Origin of the sequence: Streptomyces sp. NPDC058145, assembly GCF_042884245.1 — a bacterium.
In the GTDB taxonomy this organism is placed as follows: Bacteria; Actinomycetota; Actinomycetes; order Streptomycetales; family Streptomycetaceae; genus Streptomyces.
Genome location: NZ_JBHVUH010000007.1, coordinates 225,729 through 250,833 on the forward strand (window position 1 = coordinate 225,729; position 25,105 = coordinate 250,833).

Genomic DNA, 25,105 nt, shown 5'->3' on the forward strand with positions numbered 1-25,105 from the left:
TCGTGTGATGTCCCTCTTCCGTCGCGGCGAGGACCGCGTCACCGTCGACGAGGCCCGCCTGCGCGTCCAGGACGCCGGCGCGCCGGCCGTCCTGCTGGACGTACGCGAGCAGGACGAGTGGGACGCCGGGCACGCGCCCGGCGCGGTCCACGCGCCGCTGTCCCGCCTGGCCGCCGAGGCGGTGCTGCCGGACGCGGCCCGGGGGCGGCCCCTGGTGGTCATCTGCCGCAGCGGGAACCGCTCGCGGCAGGCCGCCGAGCTGCTCGCCGGCCGGGGCGCCGAGGCGGTGGACGTCAAGGGCGGCATGAAGGCGTGGGCCGCCGTCGGGCATCCGGTCGTCGACGAACGCGGGAACCACGGCTCGATAGCATGACCGCTCTGCTCCTCGCGCTCGTCGCCGGTGCCGTCGTCGGCCTGGCCCTCGGTGGGCTCGGCGGTGGTGGCAGCGTCCTGGCGGTGCCCGCCCTGATCTACCTGCTCGGCCTCACCCCGGCGGAGGCGACCACGGCCGCCCTGGTCATCGTCACCCTGACCTCGGTCACCGCCCTCGCCGGACACGCCCGGGACGGCAACGTCGCCTGGCGCACCGGGCTGCTCTTCGCGGCGGCGGGCATCGTGCCCGCGATGATCGCCGGGGCCGCCGCCGGACACCTGCCCCAGACCGTACTTACCGCCGCCTTCGCCGTCGTCGCGGCACTCGCCGCGCTGCGCATGCTGCGTCCCGCCCGCACCGATACCTCCGGCGCGGTGAGGCCCGGGAAGGCCGGTGCCGCCGGTGCCGGCCTCGGCGCGGTGACCGGGTTCCTCGGCGTGGGCGGCGGCTTCCTCGCCGTGCCGGCCCTGGTCGGTGTGCTGAGCCTGCCCATGCGCCGGGCCGTCGGCACCAGCCTGCTGGTCATCACGATCAACTCGCTGGCGGCGCTCGGCGCCCGGGCCGGCAGCGGGACGCATCTGGACTGGGCGGTCGTCGCACCGTTCACCGCGGCGGCGGTCCTGGGCGCCTGGGACGGCAAACGGCTCTCGCGGAAGATCAGGGGCCAGGCCCTGCAGCGCCTGTTCGCCGGCGTGCTGCTCGCGGTGGCCGCGCTCATGCTCCTCGACGCGCTCGTCTGACACGGCGGCGGCCCGGTCGGCCCGCACGAAAACGCCTCACAACTCCAGCAGTCCCCGCTCGGGGCACCTCCACACAGAAGGATGAGATCACGATGACCACCCCCATCACCCTCGATCCCCAGCAGGCCCGCTCCCGGCTGCACGAACTCACCGTCATCGACGTCCGCACCCCCGGCGAGTACGCCGGCGGCCACATCCCCGGCGCCCTCAACATCCCGCTCGACCAGCTCGGCCGGGCGCTGCCGGAGATCCGGGCCGCCGCCGAGCGCGGCGAGGTCCTCGTCGTCTGCGCCTCGGGTGCCCGTTCGGAGAACGCCTGCCGGACGCTCGCCGAGAACGGCGTCCACACCGCCACCCTCGCCGGCGGCACCGGCGCCTGGGCCGCCCAGGGCAACGGCCTCGACCGCCCCGAGGGCGGCACGCGGGCGACCTGGGGCATGGAGCGGCAGGTCCGCCTCACCGCGGGCTCGGTCGTCCTGCTCGGTCTGGCACTGGGCGAGTTCGTGCACCCCGCCTTCCGGCTGCTGTCCGCGGGCATCGCCGGCGGCCTGGTCTTCTCGGCCGTGACCAACACCTGCGGCATGGCCGCCATGCTCGCCAAGCTCCCCCACAACCGGCCCCGCCAGGCCGACCTGGAGGCGACGCTGACCCGTCTGCGCGGCAACTGATCCGGAACCATGGCGGGCGCGGTGCCGCGTGCCCGCCGGTGCCGGTGGGCGGTGAACGCGGTGCCGCACACGGCGCAGGGGTGACCCCGGGATCCGGGATCACCCCTCGCGCGTCCGTGATCGCGTCAGCCGAGGTCGCGCACCCGGATGGCGTGGATGCCGCGGCCGTGCGTGGCCGCGTACAGGGTGCCCCCGTCCGGGCTGAGCTTGAGCTGCAGCACGGCGACGGCCGGGAGTGAACCGACGCGCTGCCACTTCGTGTGACCCGGAGCGCGGTAGACGACGCCGAGGTCGGTGGCGAGGGCGAGCCCGCCGTTCGAGGTCACCACGGCGGAGTCGGCCGGCACGTCGGGCAGGTTCGCCGAGACGTCCTTCCAGGTGGTGCCGCCGTCGGTGGACTCGAAGACGTGGCCGGTACCGGCGCCGGGGCCCTCGGTCCAGTGCCGCGAGAAGCCGTTGACCGCGAGGAAGACGTGGTCGGCGTTCTTCGGGTCGACGGCGAAGCCGCTGAGGTAGCGGTTGGGCACCGTGCCGTCCGCCCCGGTGGCCGGCAGGCTGATGTCGTGCCAGCCGGTCCCGTCGGCGTTGCCGACTGCGATGCCGCGGGCGAACCCGTTCTCGTTGCAGGGCCCGCACCAGGCCGCGTACACCTTGCCGCCCGAGGCGGCGACGGCGGTCGCGCTGCGGCCCGCGCCGAGGTCGTGGACACTCCTCCACTCGGAGCCGCTGCGGATGGCGTAGCCGTGGTCCTGCACCCAGATGTGACGGCCGCCGGCGATCCAGGTCGCGCTGTTCCTCATGTCGGCCGCGAGCGGGGCGATGAAGCGGGCCTCGCCGGTGATGTTGTCGGCCGGAGCCACATTGTACGAGGTCGCCTTCGCGGGGTCGGTCATCCAGGAGCCGTCGTTCACCGCGCAGTTCTGCGTGACCTGGACGGCGAGGTAGACGTACTCCTCGGCGAGGTTGCAGCCGTTGGCCGGGTCAGTGAGGGTGTCGCCCCCGTCACCGCCGAAGTTGGAGCCCATCACCTTGTCGTCACTGCGCAGGATCGACTGGCCGTTGTCCTGCAGACCGCCGGTGACGGACACACCGTGGTGGCCCGGGTCCTTGCCGACGCCCACCGAGTAGTACTGGAGGGTGTCGATGGTGCCGTCGTTGAGCGAGGCCCAGTCGGTGGCGTGGCCGGAGGAGTCCTGGGAGCCGTGCACGGGGCGCCGGTAGGCACCGCCGTCGTTGCCGACGTAGACGTAGCTCTTACCGTGGTAGCGGCCGATCGCCACGCCGTGCTGGTCGGAGTGCGTGGTCTGGCTGCAGCTTCCGGTCTGCCGGGCGGGATCGATGCTCCAGCAGGGGAAGTTGAAGTTCCAGTACGGGCCGACGGTGGACCAGGTGGCGCCGCCGTCCCTGGTCTCGTAGACCTCTTCCAGGCCGGCGTACACGTGCCTGGGGTCGGCCGGGTCGACGGTGAGGAACTGGTTGTACCAGGCCTGCACGCCCGGCATGTATCCCGCCGTGGTCAGCGCGGAGCCGTCGGCCGCCAGCTGCTTGTAGTCGGCGATCTTCGTCCAGGGCCCGAAGGGCGAGGCGGCGCTGAAGATGCCCTGCAGGCCGCTGTCCGGGTTCGTGGCCATCTGCTCGGGCGACTGGTCGATCGCGTAGTAGCGCGAGCCGTCGGCGGAGCGGGCGAAGGTGACCGTGCCCACGTTGTCGGCGTCGGTCGGCAGCTCACCGAAGCCGCTGGTGATCCGCTGCCAGCCACCCGCGGTCCTGGTGTAGAAGCCGTTGTAGTCGTCACCGCTGCGCCAGCCGACCGCGAGGATCACCTTGGCGGGGTCCTTGGGATCGACGGCGATGTCGTTGGTGATGTTCTTGTAGGCGGCGCCTTCGTCCGTCGCCTTCGAACCGCCCGGCAGATAGTCGGGGTTGGGCGCGAACTCCAGCTTCCAAGAGCCATGGAGGTTCTTGGTGGAGTGGCTCCACACGCCTTCGCTGGTCGCCGCCCACACCTTGCCGCCGCCGAACCGCAGTTGGCGGACGGTGGTGCTCTCCAGCTCGTCGCCGCCGACCCGGCTGCGGGTGGTGAAGGCGCCGTGGTGCGGGTCCGACAGCACGTACACGCCGCTGCCCAGGTAGGCGTCCGCGTTGGTGTTGGCCTCGCCGGTGCCGAGCCACAGCCGTCCGGTGCCGTCGACGGCGAGCGCTCCGGTGGACTGCGAGGGCAGCCGGTCACTGATGGACCGCCAGTGTCCGCCACCGGTCCGCGAGCGCCAGACTCCGCCGCCGGCGCTGCCCGCGTAGACGTAGCCGTCGTCGTCCGCGGCGATCGCGGCCATCCGCCCGGTGACGTTTCCGGAGCCGCCACTGGAGTTGGAGTCGATGTCGCGGTAGCGGGAGTCGTCGGAGTTGTACGTCAGCCCGGTGACGTGTCGCCAACTGCCCTTGGTCTGCTTGAGGTTGTTCAGTCCTTGCCAGGCGGCGCCATAGGCGCCCGGTGCGACGATGCCGGGCGCGGTACGGGCCTCGGCGTACTGGTCGGCACCTTCGGCGATCTCGTCGGCCTCGTTGCCGTCGTCCCCGTCCTCCGACTTCGCCCGGGGGCCGAGGGTCCCCACCGAGTGCTCGCGCTGGGCGGCGAGCCGGTCGAGGGTGCGGACTCCGAAGGGACTGACATGGCGACCGGGCGCGGCGCTCGCGGGTATCGCTACGAGCCCTGCGGTTGCGGTGATGGCGCAGATCGTGAGCCATCGTCTTCTGCGGGTTGGTGCTGGCACCGGATCCTCCAGAACGGGTGTGGTACAGCCGTCGCAGGAGACCCGATCACGCGCGGGCGAGGAGGTCCGGCACTTGGCCAACTCTTTGTCCGGAACCTGTCACTTCTACGCACGCACCCGGCGGGACACGTGCGCGGATCACCCCTCGGCCTTGGGTGCCCAGCCGGGTGGCCCGAACAGATACCCGGCGCGCTGGCGCCAGTTCCGGGCCGTGCGGACGTCACGCCAGGCGGCCGTGTACTCGTGGAAGGCCACCCGCACCGGGTTGTAGGTGCCGATGTTCTTCGTGAGGCCGTACACCGCACGTGCGCCCTCCGGTTCGAAGGTCCCGAAGAGCCGGTCCCAGATGATGAGGATGCCGCCGTAATTGCGGTCCAGGTACTCGTTGTTCGATCCGTGGTGGACGCGGTGGTGGGAGGGCGTGTTGAAGACCCGTTCCACCGGACTCCACAGCTTGTCCACCCGCTCGGTGTGCAGGAAGAACTGGTAGACGAGGCTGAAGGCCTGCTGGAGCAGGATCATCCACGGCGGGATGCCGAGCAGCGCAAGGGGCAGCCAGAACGGCAGGCCCGTCATCGGCGTCCAGCTCTGGCGCAGAGCGGTCGAGAGGTTGAAGCGGACGCTGGAGTGGTGGACCACATGGCTCGCCCAGAGCACCCTGACCCGGTGATGGGCACGGTGGAAGGCGTAGTACGCCAGGTCGTCCGCGAAGAACAGCACCAGCCACGTCCAGGCCGAGGACGGCGAGAGCTGCCAGGGAGCGACGGTGAAGAGGACCGCGTACAGCACGACCGTCACCGCCTTCCACGGCACCGCGACGACCTGGCTGCCGGCACCCATCGACATGCTGGTCACCGTGTCCCGCAGCTCGTAGCCGCGTTCGTCGTCGTCCGGCAGGAAACGGTAGGACAGCGCCTCCACGACCACCAGGAGCACGAACGCCGGTATCGCGTAGACCACGGCAGGGATCATTTCAGCGCACCGCCTTCCGGGGCGTCGTCGGCACGCTGCGGGACAGCAGCTCACGCGCCAGCCGCTCGGCCGCCGCCGCCTCGCGTGCCTCGATGTACGACGCGAGCCGGAGGCGGGCCGCCACATCGATGAGTTCGGCGGTCCGCAGGTCGCCGGGCACGTCGGCGACCGGCAGCGTGCCCTCGACAAGGCTGTTGAAGGCCAGCAGATAGGCGACGTTCCCGGAACCCTCCACGACCAGCCGCCACCAGGCGATGTCCGCGGCGCCCAGTTCGGCCAGATCGGGTCCGCCGCGCGCGTAACGTCCCGCGGCCTCGACGATCTCGCCGGCGGTCCCCTCGGAGCACCGGATCGCGCACAGGCGGGCCGCGTCGGCACCGATGCACGCCCGCATCTCCAGGGCGTCCCGCGCGAGGTCCTCGACCGAGGGTCCGGCGTCGGTCGCCGCGATACCCATGGCCAGGTCGAGGCCCGCGGAGCGCCGCCAGTCCTGGACGAGTGTGCGCCCGCCGTGACTGACCCGCACGAGCCGTGCCTGCTGGAGCCGTTTGACGGCTTCACGCACGGCGTGCCGGTTCAGGCCGAACTCGGACGCCAGCTCCCGTTCGGCCGTGAGCGCCGAGCCGGGCGGCAGTTCACCGTCGAGGATCCTGTCGCGCAGGACGGCGAAGAGCTGGTCGGAGACCGCTTCACGCCGGATGTTGTGCCGTGTCATGGCGAGCAGGGTGGACCGGCCGCGGCGACTGGTCAACTGGTTGGACCAGCTTTTCCGAGAGGCCGGGCGATTGACCGAAACCGCACCGAGCCGGGTGATTGTGACGGGCCGTGCGGGAAAGCACGCCCCAGGACCAACGCCTTGACGCGCTGGCCGCGCCGCCCCGCAGTCCGCGGATCCACGCGTGCACTGCCGACCGAACGGAGATCAGGTGATGGTCACCAAGTTAGGCACAGCCCCGCCGCTCACGGCGGAGCCCAGCAGTCTGCGGTTGCCGGGGATCGTCCTCGGCGTGGGGCTGGGAGGGTTCGTCGACGGCATCCTGCTGCACCAGCTCCTGCAGTGGCACCACATGCTCACCAGCACCAACCACGACCGCATCGGGGTGAAGTACTACGACCCGCACACGGTCTCGGGTCTGGAGATGAACACGGTGTGGGACGGTGTCTTCCACGCGGTGTGCTGGGTCGCTGTGCTCCTGGGCCTGGCCGTGCTGTACTCGCGGATCACGCACAACCGGCGGGCGGTGTGGACCTCACGGGTCCTGTGGGGCTGGATCCTTTTCGGCTGGGGCCTGTTCAACCTGGTCGAGGGCATCCTGGACCACCAGGTTCTGGGGATCCACCATGTCCACGGCGGTCCCCACCAGGCTTGGTGGGACACTGGTTTCCTCGTACTGGGCGGCCTTTTCATGCTCGCCGGCCACCTGCTCCAGCGCGGCGGGACCCTCCTCGGCCCCGAGGCACCCCGAGGCGCCGAGCGAGCCGGAGACCAGGCCTGATGGAAGACATGCACCAGCACGGCGGGGGCGGTGCGCCGGCAGCGGCGCCGACCGCGCTGATCCTGGCGGTCCTGCTCACCGCGGCCGGCTGCTATCTGCTCGCTGCGCACCGCGTACGGCGCCGCAACCCCGCACGGAGCTGGAACCGCCGGCGGTCGGCGTCGTTCCTGGCCGGGCTGTGCCTGCTCGCCGTCGCCCTGCTTCCGCCCTTGTCGTCCGCCGCGCACTCCGACTTCCGTGGGCACATGGCCCAGCACATGCTCGTCGGCATGTACGCGCCGACGGCGCTGGTGCTGGCCGCGCCGGTGACACTCCTGCTGCGAGCGGTGCCGGCCGCCCGGGCCCGCAGAGTCTCGGCGGTGCTGCACAGCACCCCGGCCCGGGTACTGGCGCATCCGGCGGTGGCGCTCGTACTGAGCACCGGCAGCCTCGGAGTGCTGTACTTCACGCCGTTGTACAACGCCGCCATGGGCCACCCCCTGGGGCACTGGCTCATGCAGGCGCACTTCCTGGCGTCGGGCTGCCTGTTCGCCCACGTCATCGCCGGCCCCGATCCCGCGCCCACCCGCCCCGGCGTCCGGACCCGCCTGGTGTATCTGGGCGTCGCGATCGCCGCGCACGCCCTGATTTCCCAGGCCATGTACGGCGGGTTCTTCGTCGACATCCGTGCCCCCGTCGAACAGGTCCGGCAAGGCGCGGAGATCATGTACTACGGCGGGGACATCGCCGAACTCCTGCTGGCCGGGGCGCTCATGGCGACCTGGCGGCCCGAGCGCCGCGCCAGGACCGTCCCGCGGCCGGAACATCCTGGAGCAGCCGCGACGGCAGGACACTGATCCCGGCCGGGTTTGACCCTCGACCTGGTCGAGGGCCCAGGGTTCCGGGTGTGGAGAGCGAGATGCGCAGTATCGGGGAGATGGCCCGCGCCAGCGGACTGGGCGTGAGCGCCCTGCGGTTCTACGACCGGGCGGGCGTGCTGGTGCCGGTCCGGGTGGACCCGGTGAGCGGGTACCGCTGGTACGGCCGTGAGCAGTTGGCGGAGGCCCGGGTGCTGGCACGCCTGCGCCGGGCCGGTATGCCGCTGGCGGACATCAGGCTGGTGCTGGCCGCCTGGTCCGGTGCCGACACAGGCCTGGTCCGCACGTTGCTGAAGGCCCATCTGAGCCGACTGGAGGCGGGACTGTCCGATGCCCGCGGCGAGTTCTCCACACTCCGAGCCCTACTCGACCAGAGGGAGAACCACATGCCCCCGCTCCACACCGCCCCCGTCCACCTGTCCGTCCCGGCACCGGCACTGGCGGCGGCCCTGGACTCGGTGCGTTTCGCGGTCGGAACCGATCCCGAACTGCCCGTGCTCGGCGGCATCCTGTTCGACATCGACGGCGACGCACTGCACACCGTGGCCACCGACCGCTACCGGATGGCCGTCGCCCGGGCGGCGGTCGCCGGGCATGGCGGTCCGCGCGTCCAGGCCATCGTGCCCACCCCGCTCGCCGACGCCATGCGCGCGCTGCTGAGCGGCGAGGAGCCCGTCCAACTGGGCCTGGACGGCGACCGGGTGACGCTGGAGGCAGGCGACCGTCAGGTGGCCGGGCGGCAACTCGACCACGAGTTCCCCGACTACCGCCGCCTGGTCCACCTGCCGACGGGCCGCCGCGCCCTCGTCGATGTGCCCGCCTTCCGCAAGGCGCTCGAGACGGGCCCGATCCACGAACAGGGCGACATTTCCGTCGAGTTGAGCGTGCTCCAGGTGACGGACGACGGCACGGTGACCGTCCGCGAGGACGCCGAGGCCGGCCAGGACCGCATCGCCGTCAACCGCGAGTTCCTCCTCCAGGCTCTCGCGGCCGCGGCCCACGGCCACCTCGTCCTGGAGTCCACGTCCCCGACGGCCCCCCTCGCGATCCGCCGCTCCGACGACGAGCACACCTTCTCGCTGCTGATGCCGGTGCGCTTGGAGGACTGACGCGAGGGGGAAGTGAGAGCTGGGGGAACTTGGATCTTGCGTGACATGTGCATGCTGGGCGTAGGATGACCGCGCTGGACGGGTGGACTAGACCAAACTTCGGTTCTGTGTCGTGAGCGTACGACACCAGCGGGGGCATTCACGGGGGCTGTCGCGTGCCAGAGGGCGCGCTCGGCTGTCATGGGTGGCCATGAGGGGGCTCAACACGTGTCCGAGACAGCTCCGTGTCGCCGCTGTGCCGGCCGTCAGACCACGGAACTCTTCGATGAGCAGCGCGACTTCATGAACCGCCGGTGACAGGGCGGGCCGCGGCGAAACCGATCCCGCGGTCCGCTTCCTGCCCGACTCCACCGGCCGGCTCCCCAAGTTCCAGCCCGGCCCACGGGCTCCTCCCGGGCCGGGTCGTGCCCTGGCACGGGCGCGGGAACCCCACCGAGAAGCGAGGACACTCTTCTTGAGACCCAACAGACGCATACGCGGGCGGCTCGGCGCCGTGCTGGCCTGTGCCGTGCTGGCCGGCGGGCTGCTGCAGAGCGCGACGGCACTCGCGGCGCCCCACGCCGCACCGAGGCCCACGAGCACCGAGCCCGGCGGTACCGGGTACGACAACGCCACCGTGCCCGGCGGACGGGTCACCAGCCCGGACAAGAAGCTCGGAAAGGGGTGGCGGAGCAGCAGGGACCGGGCCGTGACCGCCGCCGCGGACGTCGACGGGCTGCACGTCCTGGTCGCGGACAGCGCGCGGGCCTACGACTGGAGGACCGCCGCCGTGCTCAGCGAGCCCGGCATGCCGGCGGACTCGTGGCTCGGCAACGAGTGCGTCATGGACCGCGACCACGCCGCCGTCGTCTACGCGCCGCGCACCTTCACCAACAAGCCGGACCTGATGCAGGGCGGCGCCTTCGCCGCCGTCGTGAACCTCGCCACCGGCAAGGTGACGAAGCTGCCGTTCACCGCGTCACTCGCGTACTTCGACCCGTCCTGCAATCCGGCCACCCGCACCGCCGCGTTCACCGCCTTCCGCGGCATGAACGACCCGGCCGCCACCCGGACCCGGGTGGTGACCGTGGACACCACCGGCAAGACCGTGGACGAGGCCGCCGCACGCGGCGAGGTCACCAGCGCGGTGCCCGTCGAGGGCGGGGCGGTCGGTGCCCTGGGCCACAGTGTGGTCAAGCTCGGCCACCGCACCGGCAAGGTCGAGAAGCTGTTCACCGCGGGCGGGGTGCCGTACGACATCCACCCGGTCGGCGGCGGGAAGATCGCCTTCGTGGAGCGGCGCGGCACCAAGGTCGCGCGGGCCCGGGTGTGGGGCGGGCACGGCGAGCCGGCCACGGTCGCCACCGGCAAGCTCGGCGATCTCGACCTCGAACGCGGCGGATCCGCCCGGGTGTTCCTCACCGGACGCCCGGCCGGCGCCACCCACACCGCGGGCACCGGCATCACCCGGGTCGGCGCTCCGGCCGACACGGTCATCTCCAGCCAGGGACGGCTGGCCGTCGACCCGGTCCTCGCCCCCGGTGTGCGGGCGGGACTCGACCACATCGCGAACGCGGGCAAGGGCTTCACCAAGGCCGAACCCGCAGCGCGCGGCGAGATCACCCAGTCCCCGGCCACCGTGGCGGCGAACGCGCCGGTGAAGGTGACCTCCACGGCCACCGGTACCGGCGCGAGGATCGAGCAGACGGTCACCAGGACCGACGACTCCGCCGGGAAGAGCCGGCTCTCCCCAGCCCTGACCGGCGCGAGCGTGCCGGACTCCGGCGCGGGCGAGCCCACGCGGTCGGCACGCTCCGCCGCGGCGGCCGTCGCTTCCCAGGATCCGACGGACCCCGACCGCTGGTGCTCCGTCTCCCGCAACGACGTGAACGCGCAGGCGCTGCAGCCCACGCCGAACCAGGTCGAGTGGGCCGTCGACATGGCCGTACGCGGCCAGTTGCGCTCCCAGTACATCCGCCAGGGCGGGTACCGCAACCAGACCGGGATCGGCACCATCGACCCGCAGGGCCTGTTCCCGCCGCCCACGCTGACCGGTGGCGGGCGGATCCCCGCCAATGTGATGCTGGGCATCATGGCCCAGGAGTCCAACCTCTGGCAGGCCGAGTCCGGTTCCATCCCCGGCCAGATGGGCAGCCCGCTGGCCGCCGTGGACGGCTACTACGGGCACAAGGCCGACCCGAGCGATCCGGACGCGTACTGGCGCATCAACTGGGACAAGTCCGACTGCGGTTACGGCGTCGGCCAGGTCACCGACGGGATGCGGCTCGCCGGGCACGAGAAGACCGGTGAGACGAGTTTGTCGCCGGCCCTGCAGAAGGCCGTCGCCGTCGACTACGCGACGAACATCGCCGCCTCCATGAAGATCCTCGCGGACAAGTGGAACGAGGTCCACACCGACGGGCAGAAGGTCACCGTCAACGACGACGACGCCTCCCGGGTGGAGAACTGGTTCACCGCCGTGTGGAACTACAACCTCGGCTTCAACGCCCCCACCCCGCACACCACCGGCCCCTGGGGCCTGGGCTGGTACAACAACCCGGCCAACCCCATCTACAAGAAGAGCTGGGGCCACCCGTTCATGGACACCGACGTGGACGGCACGGAGGCGAACAAGGACGCCGCGCACCCGCAGGACTGGCCGTACGAGGAGAAGGTGATGGGCTGGGCCGCCTGGTCCATGGACACCGGCTACTCCTACGCCACGTCCGGCCGCCAGGACTGGCCCGGTGAGTCCGGGTTCTCCTCGGCCGGCTTCCGGCCCGCCTGGTGGGTCACCAAGGAGCAGCGCAGCCAGGTCTCGCCGCCCCTCAGCACGTTCTGCAACGAGTACAACTACTGCGACTCGACCAACCCGCCGGACTGCGACACCGAGGCGTGCTACTCGCAGTACTGGTGGCACGCGCCGAACGCGACCTGGAAGGACGACTGCGCGACCGACTGCGGTCACGAGAGCATCAAGTACCAGACGCTGGTCTCCGAGCCGGGACGCGGCTCCCGTCTGCAGCACGGTGCACCGGTCTGCTCCGGCGCCCCCGGCACCCATGTCGTCGCCTCCGTCGCCAACGGAACCGAGTCATGGGGCGACTGCGGGCAGGTGACGTCCTCGGGCAGCTTCCAGTTCGACTTCAACGCCGACACCGCGAACCACTACGAGGCGAAGGCGGATCTGCACCAGGTCGGCGGCGGCTACGGCGGTCACTTCTGGTACGCCCACACCCGCGACTCCGAGCATCTCGGCGGCGATTACGGCCCCATGACCATCACCGGTACCTGGACGCTGGGCCAGAGCCTGGACTGGGCACGGGTGTTCGTGCACGTCCCCGACACCGGGGCCCACACCCAGCAGGCCCACTACGTGGTCGAGGGCGTCGCGGGCGGTGACCGTGACCGCTACATCAACACCCACTACGGCAAGAACACCTGGGTGGAGCTCGGCGTCTACCACTTCACCGGCACGCCCCGCGTGCGGCTGACGAACACCACGGACGACGGCACGGCCGACGAGGACATCGCGTTCACGTCGATCGCCTACCAGGAACTGCCGGGCAAGCCGAAGGACATGGTCGTCGTGATGGGCGACTCCTACTCCGCCGGCGAGGGCGCGGGGGCCTACTCCCCCGAGTCCGACCGGGACAGCGAGAAGGAGACCTGGAACGCCTGCCGACGCAGCGACAACTCCTGGTCGCGCAAGGCCACCCTGCCCGGCCAGTCCTCCACCCTCGGCCAGATCGCCGACCAGCACACCACCTCCGCCGACTTCCTGGACGTGGCCTGCTCCGGAGCGCTGACATGGAACGTGCGCGGAAAGTCGACGGACGACCAGGGCAACGACTACGACACCTGGCCCGTGTCGTGGGACGACCGGAGCAAGTACGCCAAGGCCGACGGGCAGTTCCACGAGATGGGCCAGATCAAGTCCGGCGTGCTGAGCGCGGACACCACCCTGGTCGCCCTCACGGTCGGCGGCAACGACGCCGGCTTCCCGGGCGTCATGCAGTCGTGCGCCACCACGGGCTGTCCCGCCGAGGACGATGTCAACCGGGACATCGACAGCACCATGCCGAAGATCGAGAGGACCCTGCGGGAGATCCACGACCAGGCGCCCAACGCCAAGATCGTCCTGCTGGGTTACCCCCAGCTCTTCAACGAGGACTCCCTCACCTGTGTCAGCGGCGTCGGCGGGGCGGGGATGATCCGTGTCAACGCCATGGCCCAGACCATGGCGAGCAAGCAGCGGCAACTGGTCACGTCACTGCACTCGTCGGGCCTGCCGGTGAGCTACGAATCGCCCGACAGCGACTTCGCGGGCCGGCGTGCCTGCGACGACCCCGAGGGCATCAACAAGATCGTCGTCGCCCCCCAGGGGGACGGTGACTTCCGCTGCGAGCTGGGAGGAAGCTGGTGCATCAGCCGCGAGAGCTACCACCCCAACGGGACCGGTACGAGCGCCTACGCGCAGGCGTTCGTCCGCGCCGTGGGCAAGCTGTGACCCGCCGTGCCGGCTGACGGTGGCGGGAGGACCGCCGGGTGGGCGAAGGCGCTGGCCGCCGTCGTCCTCCTGGTCCTTCTCCCCCTGGTCATCTGGGCGTTGATCTCCTTTCAGGGGTCCGGCGCGTTCCCCTGGTGAGGTCGTCGGGCGCGTAACCCAGCCGACCCCGGACCGGCGCTTCGACCGTGCCCGCCCCCATCCCGTCCGGGGTGGGGGCGGGCACGGCGAGGCTGTCCGGGGGCAGTGGAAATCCTGTCACCTTTCCGAGCTCTCTCTGTAAGATCCACTTCAAATGATCATCACATCCCGAGCGAAGGGCTCCTCCAGCATGAAGAACGTCCGGCTGCGGTCCAGGATCGGCGCGGTGGCCTCCGCGTTCGCCGCGACCACCGCGCTCCTGGTCAGCGCCACTCCCGCCCACGCCGCCGAGTACAAGGTCACGGACAACTGCGACGTGCCCTGGATCACCTGTTCCGAGGGCGACCTGTGGCTGCTGTACAACTCCAAGGACCTGGCGGTCAGCGGCGGCAGATACGTGACGAGCTGGTCGTCGTTCTACGGCAACGTCAACGACTACTGGGGCACCAGTCAGTACCAGGGCTCCTCGCTGACCACGTACCGCTACGTGTTCAACGGCAACGGCACGGGCTCCGGCCAGTACACGAAGAACAACGCGGCCTCGGTGCAGAACTGCGCCCCGGCCGACAACTACCGGGTGTACTACAACTCGGGCTACGGCGGCACCTCGCAGTACTTCGCGCACAACGAGCCCTACGGTGACTGCAACCTCACCAACCTGATCTCGGCGCTGAAGAACAACAACGCCTCCCAGCACTTCGCCTGATCCGAACCGAGGAGTCACCCCCCATGTGGAACAAGCGCGTCTTCATCGCCGCAACTGTCATGATCGCGACAACAGGGATGCTCTCGGCCTGCGGAGCGAGCGGCTCCGGCCACGACGCGGCCGCCCCGGTCGCGGCGAACAAGCCGCTCGTCGACAAGGCCAACTGGCCCAAGGCGACCCCGCAGCGCGGCCTGGCCAAGGGCCTGTCGCTGCCGCTGGAGGCCTACATGCAGACCTACGGCGACACCGTCACCCTGGACACGGCCACCCGCCACCTCCAGGAGAAGTGCATGGCCGGCTACGGCTTCGACGTCAAGCTCACCGTGGCCGGCGCCACCCCGCCGCCGAACGACAACGACGCCAACATGGAGCGCCGTTACGGCCTGACCGACCGCGCGTCCGCCGCGAAGTACGGCTATGGTCTGCCCGACGCCCTGACCGACCAGCCCCGGCAGAAGGTGCCCAGCCTGAGCGAGGCGCAGGTGGAGGTGCTGACCGGGCACGGCAAGCCGACCAAGGCGGGGGCGGACGGCTCCTTCGTCGCCAAGGCCGCCCCGAAGACCTACAACGGCAAGAAGATCCCCGCCAGGGGGTGTGTCGGCTACGCGGCCGGGAAGATCGGCAAGCCGGCCGTCGACTTCCAGCTCGTCTCGGAACTGAACGGCCGGTCGTTCCTCGAGTCGATGCGGGTCCCGGCCGTCAAGAAGGCCATGGGCGCCTGGTCGCAGTGCATGAAGGGCAAGGGCTACAAGGCCGCGACGCCGACCGAGTCCGCCGACCTGGTCCCGCACACCGACCCGGCCTCCCGGAAGGAGATCGACGTCGCCCTGGCGGAGATCGACTGCAAGCAGCAGACCAACCTGGTGAACGTCTGGTTCAAGGCCGAGACCAGGATCCAGAAGCAGCAGATCACGGACCACAGGAGCCGGCTGACGGCCGCGAAGGCGGAGAACACCAAGGCCCTCACCGCCGCCGGCACGGCGCTGAAGGACTGACCGTGGGACAGGGCCCCGGCCACCGTGTGACACGGTGGCCGGGGCCCTGTCGCAACCGCCTTCAGGTCCGCAGCCACACCGCCGTGTCCCGCGGCAGCCGGCCCGCGCCGTCGAGGGGGCCGCTGGCGAGCAACAGGTTTTCGTACGGCGGGAGTTCGGCAGGCTGCCCGGCGAGGTTGACGACGCAGACCAGGCCGTGGGCCCGGGCGAAGGCCAGGACACCGTCACCGGCCGGCAGCCAGGTGAGGGGGCCGTCCCCGAAGCCGGGCACGGTCCGGCGCAGCAGCAGGGCCGCACGGTACAGCGCGAGCATCGAGTCCGGGTCGGCCGCCTGCCGGTCGACGGCGTAGCGGCCCCAGCCCTCGGGCTGCGGGAGCCAGGGCCCGGCACCCGTCCCGAAGCCGCACCAGGGGGAGCCGGCCTCCCACGGCAGCGGGATGCGGCAGCCGTCCCGTCCCGGATCGGTGCCTCCCGAGCGGAAGTGCATGGGGTCCTGGATGCTCATCCGCGGGACGTCGGCCTCGGGCAGCCCCAGCTCCTCCCCCTGGTACAGGTAGACGGAGCCGGGCAGGGCCAGGGTCAGCAGGGCGGCGGCGCGGGCCCGCCGGGTGCCCAGCTCCAGGTCGGTCGGGGTGCCGAAGGCCTTCGCGGCGAAGTCGAAGGAGGTGTCGGCACGCCCGTAGCGGGTGACGGTACGCGTGACGTCGTGGTTGCACAGCACCCAGGTCGCGGGGGCTCCGACGGGGGCGTGCTCGGCGAGGGTGTCGTCGATGGCGCTCCGCAGCCGGTCCGGTTCCCAGGGGCAGGCGAGGAAGTTGAAGTTGAAGGCGGTGTGGAGTTCGTCGGGTCGGAGATAGCGGGCGAAGCGCTCGGCGTCCGGCAGCCAGACCTCGCCGACGAACACCGCCCCGTACTCGTCGGCGATCGACCGCCAGGAACGGTAGACGTCGTGCAACTCGTCCTGGTCGATGTACGGGTGCGGGTCCACGCCCTCCTCGAAGTCGGCGAGCGCGGGATCCTTGACGAGCAGGGCGGCGGAGTCGATGCGTACGCCGGCGACGCCGCGTTCGAACCAGAACCGCAGGATCTCCTCGTGCTCCCGGCGGACCGCGGGGTGGGCCCAGTTGAGGTCGGGCTGTTCCGGGGTGAAGAGGTGCAGGTACCACTCGCCGTCGGGCACCCGGGTCCAGGTGGGCCCGGAGAACTGTGACGGCCAGTCGTTGGGCGGCTGTTCGCCGTTCTCGCCGTGCCCGGGGCGGAAGTGGAACAGCTCCCGCTCGGGGCTGCCGGGCCCGGCCTCCAGCGCGGCACGGAACCAGGGGTGCTGGTCGGAGACATGGTTGGGGACGATGTCGACGATGACCCGGATGCCCAGTTCGGCAGCCTCCGCGATGAGCTTCTCGGCCTCGGCGAGGGTGCCGAACGCCGGGTCGATGGTGCGGTAGTCGGAGACGTCGTAGCCGCCGTCCACCAGCGGGGAGGCGTACCAGGGGGTGAACCAGACGGCGTCGATGCCCAGTTGTGCGAGGTGGGGCAGTCTCGCCCGGACTCCCGCGAGGTCCCCGGTGCCGTCGCCGTCGCCGTCGGCGAAGCTGCGCGGGTACACCTGGTAAATGACGGCGTCGCGCCACCAGTCGTCGGTGCGGGGCGAGTGAGGGGCTGCCAACTGACGTTCCTTTCGGGCAGGGTGGATCTTCGCCGCCGGCCCGGATGCTGCGGGGCGTCGGACGGGCCGGCGGCGAAGGCTGGGGCGGGGAAGGAGCGGCCGGGGGCCCTGCGGTCAGCCCTTGAGGCCGCCGGCGGTCAGGCCGCTCATGATGTTCCGCTGGAAGACCAGGAAGATCAGCAGGGTCGGCAGCGAGGCGATCGTCAGGGCGGCGATCAGGATGTTCACGGGGACCCCGGTGGAGAGCGAGTAGATCCCCACGTTGAGGGTCTGCTTGGACGGGTCGGGCAGGGTGAGCATCGGCCAGAGGAAGTCCTTCCAGACGCCGACGATCGCGAAGATCGACACCACGCCGAGGATCGGCCGGGAGATGGGCAGCACGATCGACCACAGCACCCGCATCGGGGAGGCGCCGTCCATGGCGGCCGCGTCGAGGAGTTCCTTCGGGATGGAGTCGAAGAACCGCTTCAGCAGGAAGATGTTGAAGGCGTTGGTGACCGAGGGGAGCCAGATCGCCCACGGCGAGTTCAGCAGGTTCCGGTGCACGACCGGCACGTCGAGGACGGTCAGGTACTGGGGTACGACCAGCACGGTGGCCGGGATCATGAGCGTGGCCAGCATCATGCCGAGGATCGCCTTGCCGAGTACCGGGCGGAGCTTGGACAGCGAGTAGGCGGCGGCCACGTCCAGGACGAGCTGGCAGGCCAGCGCGCCGAACGCGTAGAACGTCGTGTTGAGCAGCAGCCGGGAGAGGTCCATGACGTCCCAGGCCCGGGTGTAGTTGCCCGGGGTGAAGGACTTCGGCACCAGGGTCGGCGGGGTCTGGATCACCTCCTGCGGGTCCTTCACGCCGCTGGAGGCCAGCCAGTACAGCGGCCCGAGGAACACCAGGGTGAAGGCCGCGACGACCACGGTGAAGACCGCCCAGTAGAGGAATCTCCCGCGTGGCTTGGCGAGTTGGGCCGGTGAGATGAGTGTGCGTGTGGACATGCCGGTCTCCCCGTCTACTCGTCGCCGGCGCGGCTGAGCCGCACGTACGCCGCCGAGAACCCGGCGAGGAGTACGAGCAGGAGCAGGCCGAGCGCCGCCGCGGCACCGTAGTTGTTGAAGTTGAAGGCGTACTGGTAGATCAGGTAGACGACCGTGGTGGTCGAACCCTCGGGGCCGGCGCCGCCGGTGAGCAGGAACGGCTCGACGAAGACCTGCATGGTCGCGACGACCTGCATCAGCAGCATCAGCGACAGGATCAGCCGGGTCTGCGGGATCGTGACGTGCCAGACCTTGCGCAGCAGGCCGGCGCCGTCGAGCTCGGCCGCCTCGTACAGCTCGCCGGGGATGCCCTGGAGCGCGGCGAGGTAGATCAGGGTCGCGCCGCCCATGTTCATCCAGGTCGAGGCGATGACCACGGACAGCATCGACAGGTCGGGGTCCTGCAGCCACTGCTGCTCGGGCAGGTGCAGAAAGCCCAGCAGCTCGTTCAGCAGGCCGTATCCGGGGTCGTAGAGGTACTTGAAGAGCAGCACCGAGGCGACCGGCGGGAGCATCACGGGCAGGTAGACGAGGAGCCGGAGGTAGCCCTGGCCGTGCCGGAACTCGTTGATGACGATCGCGGTGACGAAGGGCACCGCGAAGCCGAGGAGCAGCGCCAGCAGGGTGAACAGCAGGGTGTTGCGCCAGGCCTGCCAGAAGGCGGGGTCGTGGTAGACGGTCTCGAGGTTGTCCAGGCCGACCCAACTGGTCCCGCCGTTGCCGGTCTTCTGGAACGCGAGGCCGAACTCCCTGATCATCGGGTACCAGGAGAACACCGCGAAGCAGACGACCGCGCCGAGGAGGAAGCCGTGGGCGGTGAGGTTGCGCCGCAGGCTGCGGGCGAACCGGCCACCGGGAGGTGGCGGGGCCGCCGTGTGCGGGCGTGCCGGGCGGGCGGGGTCCGCGGTGCTCGGGGTCAGGCTGGGGGCCGCCATCGTCGCTCCTTGATGCTCGGCTGCCGGGTTGCTGGGGCGCACGGGCCGCGGGGGTCGCAGGACCGCGGCGCGCGCACGGTGCTCCCGGCGGGGGCCCGCCCGGGGGCCCGCCCCCGCCGGGGACCGGTCACTGGTTGGCGAGGACCTGGTTGACCTGGGACTCGGCGGTGGAGAGCAGCTTGTCGACATCGGCGTCCTTGTTGGTGAGGATGCCGGACATCACGTTGTCGAGGACCTTGTAGATCTCCTGCGCCTTGGGCGGTTCGGCCTTGCCGGGCACCGGGTTGTCCGTGAAGGTCCGGAAGTTGGCGACCGGCATGGTGGCGTTCGCCAGCCGTGCGGCGTCGTCCTTCTTCTTCGACTCCCCCAGCCAGAAGTTGGGCTGTGGGACGCCGACCGGGAGCTTGTCGGCCTTGGTGCGGGCCCACTCGAACTGGCCCTTGCCGACGGTGAGGTTCTTGAAGTTCAGCCAGGCGACCGCGGCCTTGATCCGGTCGCCGGAGATACCGCTCTTGATCATGTAGTTGTTGCCGCCGGCCAGGGTGTTCCTCTCGCCCGGGATCGGGCCCATGCCGAAGTTCTCGTACTTGGCGCCGAGTTGCTGGACCATGTACGCGATGTCGTCTGGGGCGGCGAGGAACATGCCGAGCTTGTCGCTCGCTATCTGCTTCTGCAGGTCGCCCCACTTGAGCAGCTGGGTCTTGCCCATGCTGTCGTCGTCCCAGCGCATGGCGTGCAGGTTGCGTGCCACCTGCCGGCCGATGTCGTTGTTGAACGCGGCCTTCTTGCCGCTCGCGTCCACGATGTCGCCGCCTAGGCTGTACATCTGGGCGGTGAAGTGCCAGCCGCCGGTGTTGGCCGCGCTGTAGTCGCCGTAGCCGGCGATGCCGTTGCCGAGAGCGGCGATCTTCTTGGCCGCGGCGCGGACCTCGTCCCAGGTGCGCGGCGGCGAGTCGGGGTTCAGGCCGGCCTGCTCGAAGAGCTTGCGGTTGATCAGCAGGCCCATGGTGTAGTTGCTGGTGGGCAGGCCGTAGAGCTTGCCGTCGTGCTTGAGCGAGCCGAGGACGTTCGGGTCGATGTCCTTCAGCAGCGGGACCGTCCTGTCGTTGACGTAGGCCGTGATGTCGGCGGCGCCGTCGTTGTCGAGCACCTGCGGCAGGTCGGTGAAGTACGTGTAGAAGACGTCGGGCTGGGACTTGGCCTTCAGCATCGCGGTGAAGCGGGGCGGCTCAAGGCACTGGCCCGGGGTGGAACGGCCCTCGATGGTCACGCTCGGGTACTTCCTGTTGAACTCGGCGACGTCCTGCTTCCACTCCCTGAGTTCGGCCGCCTTGGCCGCGGGGGGCATGCAGTCGATGGTGATCGTCACCTTGGTCCTGGGGTCCAGGGGGGCGGCCGGGTCGGAGGAGCCACCTCCTTCGGAACCACCGCCGCCGTTGTTGCTCGCGCTGGTGCCGCAGGCGGCGAGCGCGGTCAGGGTGAGCGCGGAGACGAGGGCGACCGCGCCGGAGCGGCGGGTACGGCGGAACCGGGCACTTCTCATGGGTGGTCCCCTTCGGGCATGAACGGTGAGGTCGCCCCACCGTCGGTGCGACTCGGTGCGTTGTGGGGCGCCGCACACTCAACCACCGCCAACAACAGCCCGCAAGATGTCGCGCTAATTTCGTAATTGTTTGACAGACGCGGTGTCCTACGTGCGCACCTGAAGCCGACCCAGGGCCCGAACAGCCGCCCGTCGACGGCGAAGCAGCCCGCGGCCCGCCTTGGGAGACATCCGAGGCGGGCCGCGGCGCCCTCAGCACGAGGGCAGGGAACGCACGCAAGTCTGCTGCAAAGTCCCGCAAACGGCTTGCGACGATCTCAGGGGTTGATGTTGATCTTGAAGGTGGACGTGGTGTCGCGGACGTCCACCGCGTTGCCGCTCATCCGGAGCCCGTTGAAGGTCACCTCGCCCACGGCGGGACCCTGTCCGGCCTCGGGCATCTCGTTGGCCCACAGGCCGAAGCCCGACTTGGCGTCGTAGGCGTCCCCGCTCTTGCGGGCGCCGGGGATGGAGATGTCGGTGAAGACGGTGTCCCTGATGGGGTACTGCGGCTGTCCGCCCGAGTAGTTGGTCTGGAACATCACCCCGCTGTAGGTGGGATCGACGATGTCGACGTGGTTGACCCGGATGCCCTGGAACACCTTCGACGCGGAGAAGACCCAGATGCCCGGGAAGGTCTGCGCGCCCCAGAAGTGGCCGCCGGCCCGCTCGATCGTCACGCTCTCGAAGGTCGTCGGATCGGTCCCGAAGCCGTTCATCGGGTAGCCGAAGTCCAGGGAGGAGATGGTGATTCCGGAGTACACCAGCGTGTCGGCGATGCGGATGTTGCGGAAGGTGTTGTTGTAGCCGCCGTAGACGGCCACGCCCGCGGCGCGCCAGGTCAGGGTGCTGGTCAGGTTCTCGTAGACGTTGTTCTTCTCGTCCGCGCCGCCCGCGTCGATCGCCGAGAACAGCGCGAAGCTGTCGTCGCCGGTGGCGCGCGCGTCGTTGTTGGTCACGAGGTTGTCGGTGGAGCCGTTGGTCATGTTGACGCCGTCGGCGAACATGTCGCGGATCCGGGAGTTCCTGATGGTGATCCGGTCGGTGTTGGCTCCCCAGTACAGGCAGACCATGTGCTCGTTCCAGATGTCGTCGATGACGATGTCCGAGACGCCCGAGAAGTCGAACACCTTGCCCGGGCCGTCGATCCGCGAGGTGTAGTTGCCGAAGTAGGCGAAGCCCTTGAAGAGCGAGCCCTTGGCCGTCGCGTCGGCCCGGAAGCCGATGTCGGTGTTCTCCTGCGCCGCCGGCGCGTGGAACGTCGTGTACCAGGGGCCGGCGCCGACCACCCGTACGGCCTTGCCGTACACCTGGAACTTGTTCGACGTCTCGTAGTCGCCGGGCGGCAGGTAGACGCCGACGAGCTTGCCGGTGGTGTCCATGCGCACCCTGTCCAGGGCGTCCTGCACGGCCTGGTGGGTGAATCCGCCGGGCACGGCGTACGCGGCGGGGTCGGGGTTGGCGACCGGCGCGACCTGCTCCAGGTCGACGAAGTCGATCGCGTACGTGGAGGTGTTCGCGGCGTCCTTCTGCAGCCGGATGGTGCTGCCCCTGGGCACCGTCTCGCCGAGGAGGATGTGCGCCTCGTCGTAGATGTGCCGCGGGGCCCCCGAGCCCGGGGAGTTGCCGGGCGCGGTCTCCGCTCCGTACAGCCAGGCGTACTTCGACGTCAGGGGCAGCGCCTTCTTGAACACGCCGTCGACGTAGACGTCGATCGTCGTGTCGATGCCCCCGCCGCCCGGTGCGTCGGGGATGGAGAAGCGGGTCACCAGGGTGTTGGTCGCGGCGCGGGTGGTGAACTCGACGTACTCCCCCGTCGCGTCCAGGGTGACGGCCTTGCGGCCGGATGCCTCGCCCGCGACGTCGCCCACGGTGCGGTTGGGGCCGACCACCTTGGCGCCGCCGCCGACGGTGCCGTCCTCCGCCTCGTACATGTCGTACGGCATGTTCGCGCCGCGGCCGACGAACAGCGGCTGGGTGGAGGTGTTGTTGTCGCGCTTGACCGGTACCTCGTCGGCGTCGGCGGCGACGACGGTCTTCACGGTGTACGAGCCGTTGGCGGCGGTCCACGGGCCCAGCCGCACGTCCTGTGCGGAGCCCGCGGCCAGGGTCCCGTCGTAGGAGCCGGTCAGGGTCCTGACCGGGTCGCCCTTGGAGTCGGTCAGGGTGAGGGTGACGCCGTGGGCGCCCGCGGCGGTGGCCCGGGTGCCCTGGTTCTTCAGGGTCACCCTGAAGGTGACATCGTCACCCGCCGTCGGGCTGGACGGGGAGGTGGTCACCGAGGAGGCGACGAGGTCGGAGGTGTCGACAGGCTTGACCACCAGCGGACTCGGGCTGGTGTAAGCGTTGTTGGACTCGTTCTGCTCGATGACCGCGTCACCGTCGTCGGCCGTGGCACCGAGCTGATAGGTGCCCGCGTCGCGCTGCCCGAGGGAGGCGGTGAGGGTGGTCCTCTCGCCGGCCGCGAGGGCACCGACCTGCGCGGTGGCGACCTTGGTGCCGCCCAGGGTCACGGCCACCCTGCTCGCCGGGGCGGCGGCCGGGCCGCTGTTGCGCACGGTGGCCGACACGGCGATGGTGTCCGACTCGACCGGAGCGGCGGGCGACACGGTCAGGCCCGTGACCTCCAGGTCGGGGTTGGGTGCCGGGACCCCGATCACCTGGAACTCCGCGAGCTGGCCGCCGGTGGCGCCGGAGTTGGCGGTGAACCGCAGCCGTACGTCGGCCACCCGGGCGGAGACCGGGACGGTGACGGTGTTGCCGTCGGCCGGGTCGAACGTGTAGTTCTTCGCCGCGACCAGGGAGGTGAAGCCCTCGGCGCTCTGCTCCCGGCCCAGCACCTCGATCGTCTGCGTCCGCCTGGCCCAGACGGAGTCCGGGTTCAGCTTCAGGACGAGGCGGTCCAGGTCGGCGTTGGCCCCCAGCTTGACGGTGAGTGTGTTCGGGTAGCTGCCGGCCGCACCCTCCCAGTAGGTCGCCGTGCTGTTGTCGTTGGCGTTCGCGGCGGCGTAGGAGTCCACCGCGGAGGAGGCGGTGATGGGCCTGCCGACGGCGAGGTCGGAACCGGTGCCGCCGCTGCCGTTGCGGGTCACGGAGTTGCTGGGTACGGACTGGTTGCCGGCCGCGTCCCGGGCGCGCACGTAGTAGGTCACCGTGCGCGTCGCGGGCTGGGTGTCGGTGAAGGTGGTGACGTCACCGGCGACACTCTCGCGCAGGGTGTTGTCGGCGTAGACGTCGTACCCGGTGACCCGGGTGTCGTCCGAGGAGGCGGTCCAGGTCAGCTTGATCTTCCCGTCCGCCGGCTCGGTGTACGCCAGGTTCGACGGGGCGGTCGGGGCCTGGGTGTCGCCCTTGTCGCCGGTGCGGGTGACGGTGTTGCTGTTGCCCGACTGGTTGCCGGCCGCGTCCCGGGCGCGCACGTAGTAGGAGACGGTCTCGCCGGCCGGCCGGGTGTCGGTGTAGGTGGTGACGTCACCGGCGACTCCGGCCAGCAGCGAGCCGTTGGCGTAGACGTCGTACCCCGTGACACCGACGTCGTCGGTGGCCGCGTTCCAGCTCAGCCGGACCTGCCCGGTCGTGGGCTCGGTGAGCGCCAGTAACGCCGGGGCGCTGGGGGCCTGGGTGTCCCCGGTCTCCGGGCCGTACACCTCCAGTTCGGCGATCTGGGCGCCGGGCTGGACCGAGTTCGCCGTGACGAGTACCCGGACATAGCGGGTTGTGGTGGCGTCGAGGGCGATGGTCACCGAGTTCCCGGTCGCCGGGTCGAAGGAGTAGGCGCGGGAGGCGGTCAGATCGGTGAAGTCCGTGCCGTTGGCGCTGCCCTGGATCTTCAGCGTCTGGCTCCGTTTCTCCCAGGCGCCGGGCAACCGCAGCACCACGCGGTCGACGCGGACGGAGGAGCCGAGGTCGGCGCGCAGCCACTGCGGGAAGTCGTTGCCGGCGCTCTCCCAGTAGGTGGCCAGGTTGCCGTCGCCCGCGTTCTCGGCGGTGTACGTCTGGGTGTGGCTGCCGGCGGTGAGGGGCCGGCCGGCGGCCAGGTTCACCGACGACTCACCGGCGGCGTGCACCTCCAGCTCCGACAGCTGTGCCGCCCGCCAGCCGGTGTTCTCGGTGACGTCGATCCGTACGAACCTGGTACGGGCCGCCGGGAACGCGACCGTGACGGTGTTGCCGGCCCCCGGGCCGAAGGTGTACGAGGCGGACGTCTTCAGCGTGCTGAAGCTCGTCCCGTCGGCGCTGCCCTGGACGGAGAGGGTCTCGGCCCGGCTCTCCCACCCGGCGGGCAGCTTGAGGACGACCTCGTCCACGTTCTCGGTCGTGCCCAGGTCGGTCTGCACCCACTGGGGGAAGTCGGAGCCGGCGCTCTGCCAGTAGGTGCCCTGGTTGCCGTCGGTGATGTTCCCGGCGGTGTACTCGCTGTGGGCGCTGCTCGCGGACGCCTTGTCCCCCAGCGCGATGTTCGGTCCTCCGGCGGCCCGGGCGGTCATCACCGGGCCGACCAGTGCCAGGAGGCTGGTCACGATCACGGCGCTCAGGCACCGCGATCCCCTTCTGCGGATTCTCATCAGTCCCTCGAAAG

At 70.5% G+C, this 25,105-nt stretch carries 17 protein-coding genes; 9 read left to right on the forward strand and 8 right to left on the reverse strand.

The window, feature by feature from the left end:
* Window positions 1-7 precede the first annotated feature (7 nt).
* From ACFVVO_RS17915 to ACFVVO_RS17925, 3 genes are all read left to right on the forward strand, one after another.
* On the forward strand, window positions 8-373 hold the full coding sequence (locus ACFVVO_RS17915; protein WP_390055933.1) for a rhodanese-like domain-containing protein: 366 nt from the start codon (window positions 8-10) through the stop codon (window positions 371-373).
* Entirely contained in the window at window positions 370-1,113 is a 744-nt protein-coding gene (locus ACFVVO_RS17920) for a sulfite exporter TauE/SafE family protein (RefSeq protein WP_390055936.1), read from the forward strand. The genes ACFVVO_RS17915 and ACFVVO_RS17920 overlap by 4 nt, the downstream gene beginning before the upstream one ends.
* 92 nt (window positions 1,114-1,205) lie before the next feature.
* Window positions 1,206-1,781 (forward strand): rhodanese-like domain-containing protein, encoded by a 576-nt coding sequence (locus ACFVVO_RS17925; RefSeq protein WP_390055937.1) that lies wholly within the window; start codon window positions 1,206-1,208, stop codon window positions 1,779-1,781.
* Between the two features lie 125 nt (window positions 1,782-1,906).
* On the opposite strand, the gene ACFVVO_RS17930 is transcribed toward ACFVVO_RS17925, so the two are convergent.
* The 3 genes from ACFVVO_RS17930 to ACFVVO_RS17940 all read right to left on the reverse strand — a co-directional run bounded on the left by ACFVVO_RS17930 (window position 1,907) and on the right by ACFVVO_RS17940 (window position 6,239).
* Window positions 1,907-4,552, reverse strand: a complete 2,646-nt coding sequence (locus tag ACFVVO_RS17930) for a glycosyl hydrolase (RefSeq protein ID WP_390055939.1) — start codon at window positions 4,550-4,552, stop codon at window positions 1,907-1,909.
* A gap of 138 nt (window positions 4,553-4,690) precedes the next feature.
* Window positions 4,691-5,524: a sterol desaturase family protein gene (locus tag ACFVVO_RS17935; protein ID WP_390055941.1), complete on the reverse strand. Its 834-nt coding sequence runs from the start codon at window positions 5,522-5,524 to the stop codon at window positions 4,691-4,693.
* Between the two features lies 1 nt (window position 5,525).
* The gene (locus ACFVVO_RS17940) at window positions 5,526-6,239 is read right to left on the reverse strand and encodes a FadR/GntR family transcriptional regulator (RefSeq protein ID WP_390055942.1); all 714 of its coding nucleotides are present in this window, start codon (window positions 6,237-6,239) and stop codon (window positions 5,526-5,528) included.
* Window positions 6,240-6,453: 214 nt separating this feature from the next.
* On the opposite strand from ACFVVO_RS17940, the gene ACFVVO_RS17945 reads away from it, so the two are divergent.
* The 6 genes from ACFVVO_RS17945 to ACFVVO_RS17970 all read left to right on the forward strand — a co-directional run bounded on the left by ACFVVO_RS17945 (window position 6,454) and on the right by ACFVVO_RS17970 (window position 15,314).
* On the forward strand, window positions 6,454-7,020 hold the full coding sequence (locus ACFVVO_RS17945; protein WP_390055944.1) for a DUF2243 domain-containing protein: 567 nt from the start codon (window positions 6,454-6,456) through the stop codon (window positions 7,018-7,020).
* Window positions 7,020-7,856, forward strand: a complete 837-nt coding sequence (locus ACFVVO_RS17950; protein ID WP_390055946.1) for a cytochrome c oxidase assembly protein — start codon at window positions 7,020-7,022, stop codon at window positions 7,854-7,856. Before ACFVVO_RS17945 ends, ACFVVO_RS17950 begins: the two co-directional genes overlap by 1 nt.
* A gap of 62 nt (window positions 7,857-7,918) precedes the next feature.
* Entirely contained in the window at window positions 7,919-8,986 is a 1,068-nt protein-coding gene (locus ACFVVO_RS17955) for a MerR family transcriptional regulator (protein WP_390055947.1), read from the forward strand.
* A gap of 454 nt (window positions 8,987-9,440) precedes the next feature.
* On the forward strand, window positions 9,441-13,475 hold the full coding sequence (locus tag ACFVVO_RS17960; RefSeq protein ID WP_390055949.1) for an SGNH/GDSL hydrolase family protein: 4,035 nt from the start codon (window positions 9,441-9,443) through the stop codon (window positions 13,473-13,475).
* Between the two features lie 292 nt (window positions 13,476-13,767).
* Window positions 13,768-14,319 (forward strand): hypothetical protein, encoded by a 552-nt coding sequence (locus ACFVVO_RS17965; protein WP_390055951.1) that lies wholly within the window; start codon window positions 13,768-13,770, stop codon window positions 14,317-14,319.
* 23 nt (window positions 14,320-14,342) lie between these two features.
* The gene (locus tag ACFVVO_RS17970) at window positions 14,343-15,314 is read left to right on the forward strand and encodes a hypothetical protein (protein WP_390055953.1); all 972 of its coding nucleotides are present in this window, start codon (window positions 14,343-14,345) and stop codon (window positions 15,312-15,314) included.
* A gap of 61 nt (window positions 15,315-15,375) precedes the next feature.
* Here the strand turns inward: ACFVVO_RS17970 and ACFVVO_RS17975 are convergent, their stop codons facing one another.
* From ACFVVO_RS17975 to ACFVVO_RS17995, 5 genes are all read right to left on the reverse strand, one after another.
* The gene (locus ACFVVO_RS17975) at window positions 15,376-16,980 is read right to left on the reverse strand and encodes an alpha-amylase family glycosyl hydrolase (protein WP_390055955.1); all 1,605 of its coding nucleotides are present in this window, start codon (window positions 16,978-16,980) and stop codon (window positions 15,376-15,378) included.
* A 114-nt stretch (window positions 16,981-17,094) separates the two neighbouring features.
* Window positions 17,095-17,970 carry a carbohydrate ABC transporter permease gene (locus tag ACFVVO_RS17980; RefSeq protein WP_390055956.1) on the reverse strand — a complete coding sequence of 292 codons (876 nt, stop codon included), beginning with the start codon at window positions 17,968-17,970 and terminating at the stop codon, window positions 17,095-17,097.
* A 14-nt stretch (window positions 17,971-17,984) separates the two neighbouring features.
* Entirely contained in the window at window positions 17,985-18,944 is a 960-nt protein-coding gene (locus ACFVVO_RS17985; RefSeq protein WP_390055958.1) for a carbohydrate ABC transporter permease, read from the reverse strand.
* Between the two features lie 127 nt (window positions 18,945-19,071).
* Window positions 19,072-20,487, reverse strand: a complete 1,416-nt coding sequence (locus ACFVVO_RS17990) for an ABC transporter substrate-binding protein (protein ID WP_390055960.1) — start codon at window positions 20,485-20,487, stop codon at window positions 19,072-19,074.
* 317 nt (window positions 20,488-20,804) lie between these two features.
* Window positions 20,805-25,091 carry a discoidin domain-containing protein gene (locus ACFVVO_RS17995; RefSeq protein WP_390055961.1) on the reverse strand — a complete coding sequence of 1,429 codons (4,287 nt, stop codon included), beginning with the start codon at window positions 25,089-25,091 and terminating at the stop codon, window positions 20,805-20,807.
* Window positions 25,092-25,105: the final 14 nt, after the last annotated feature.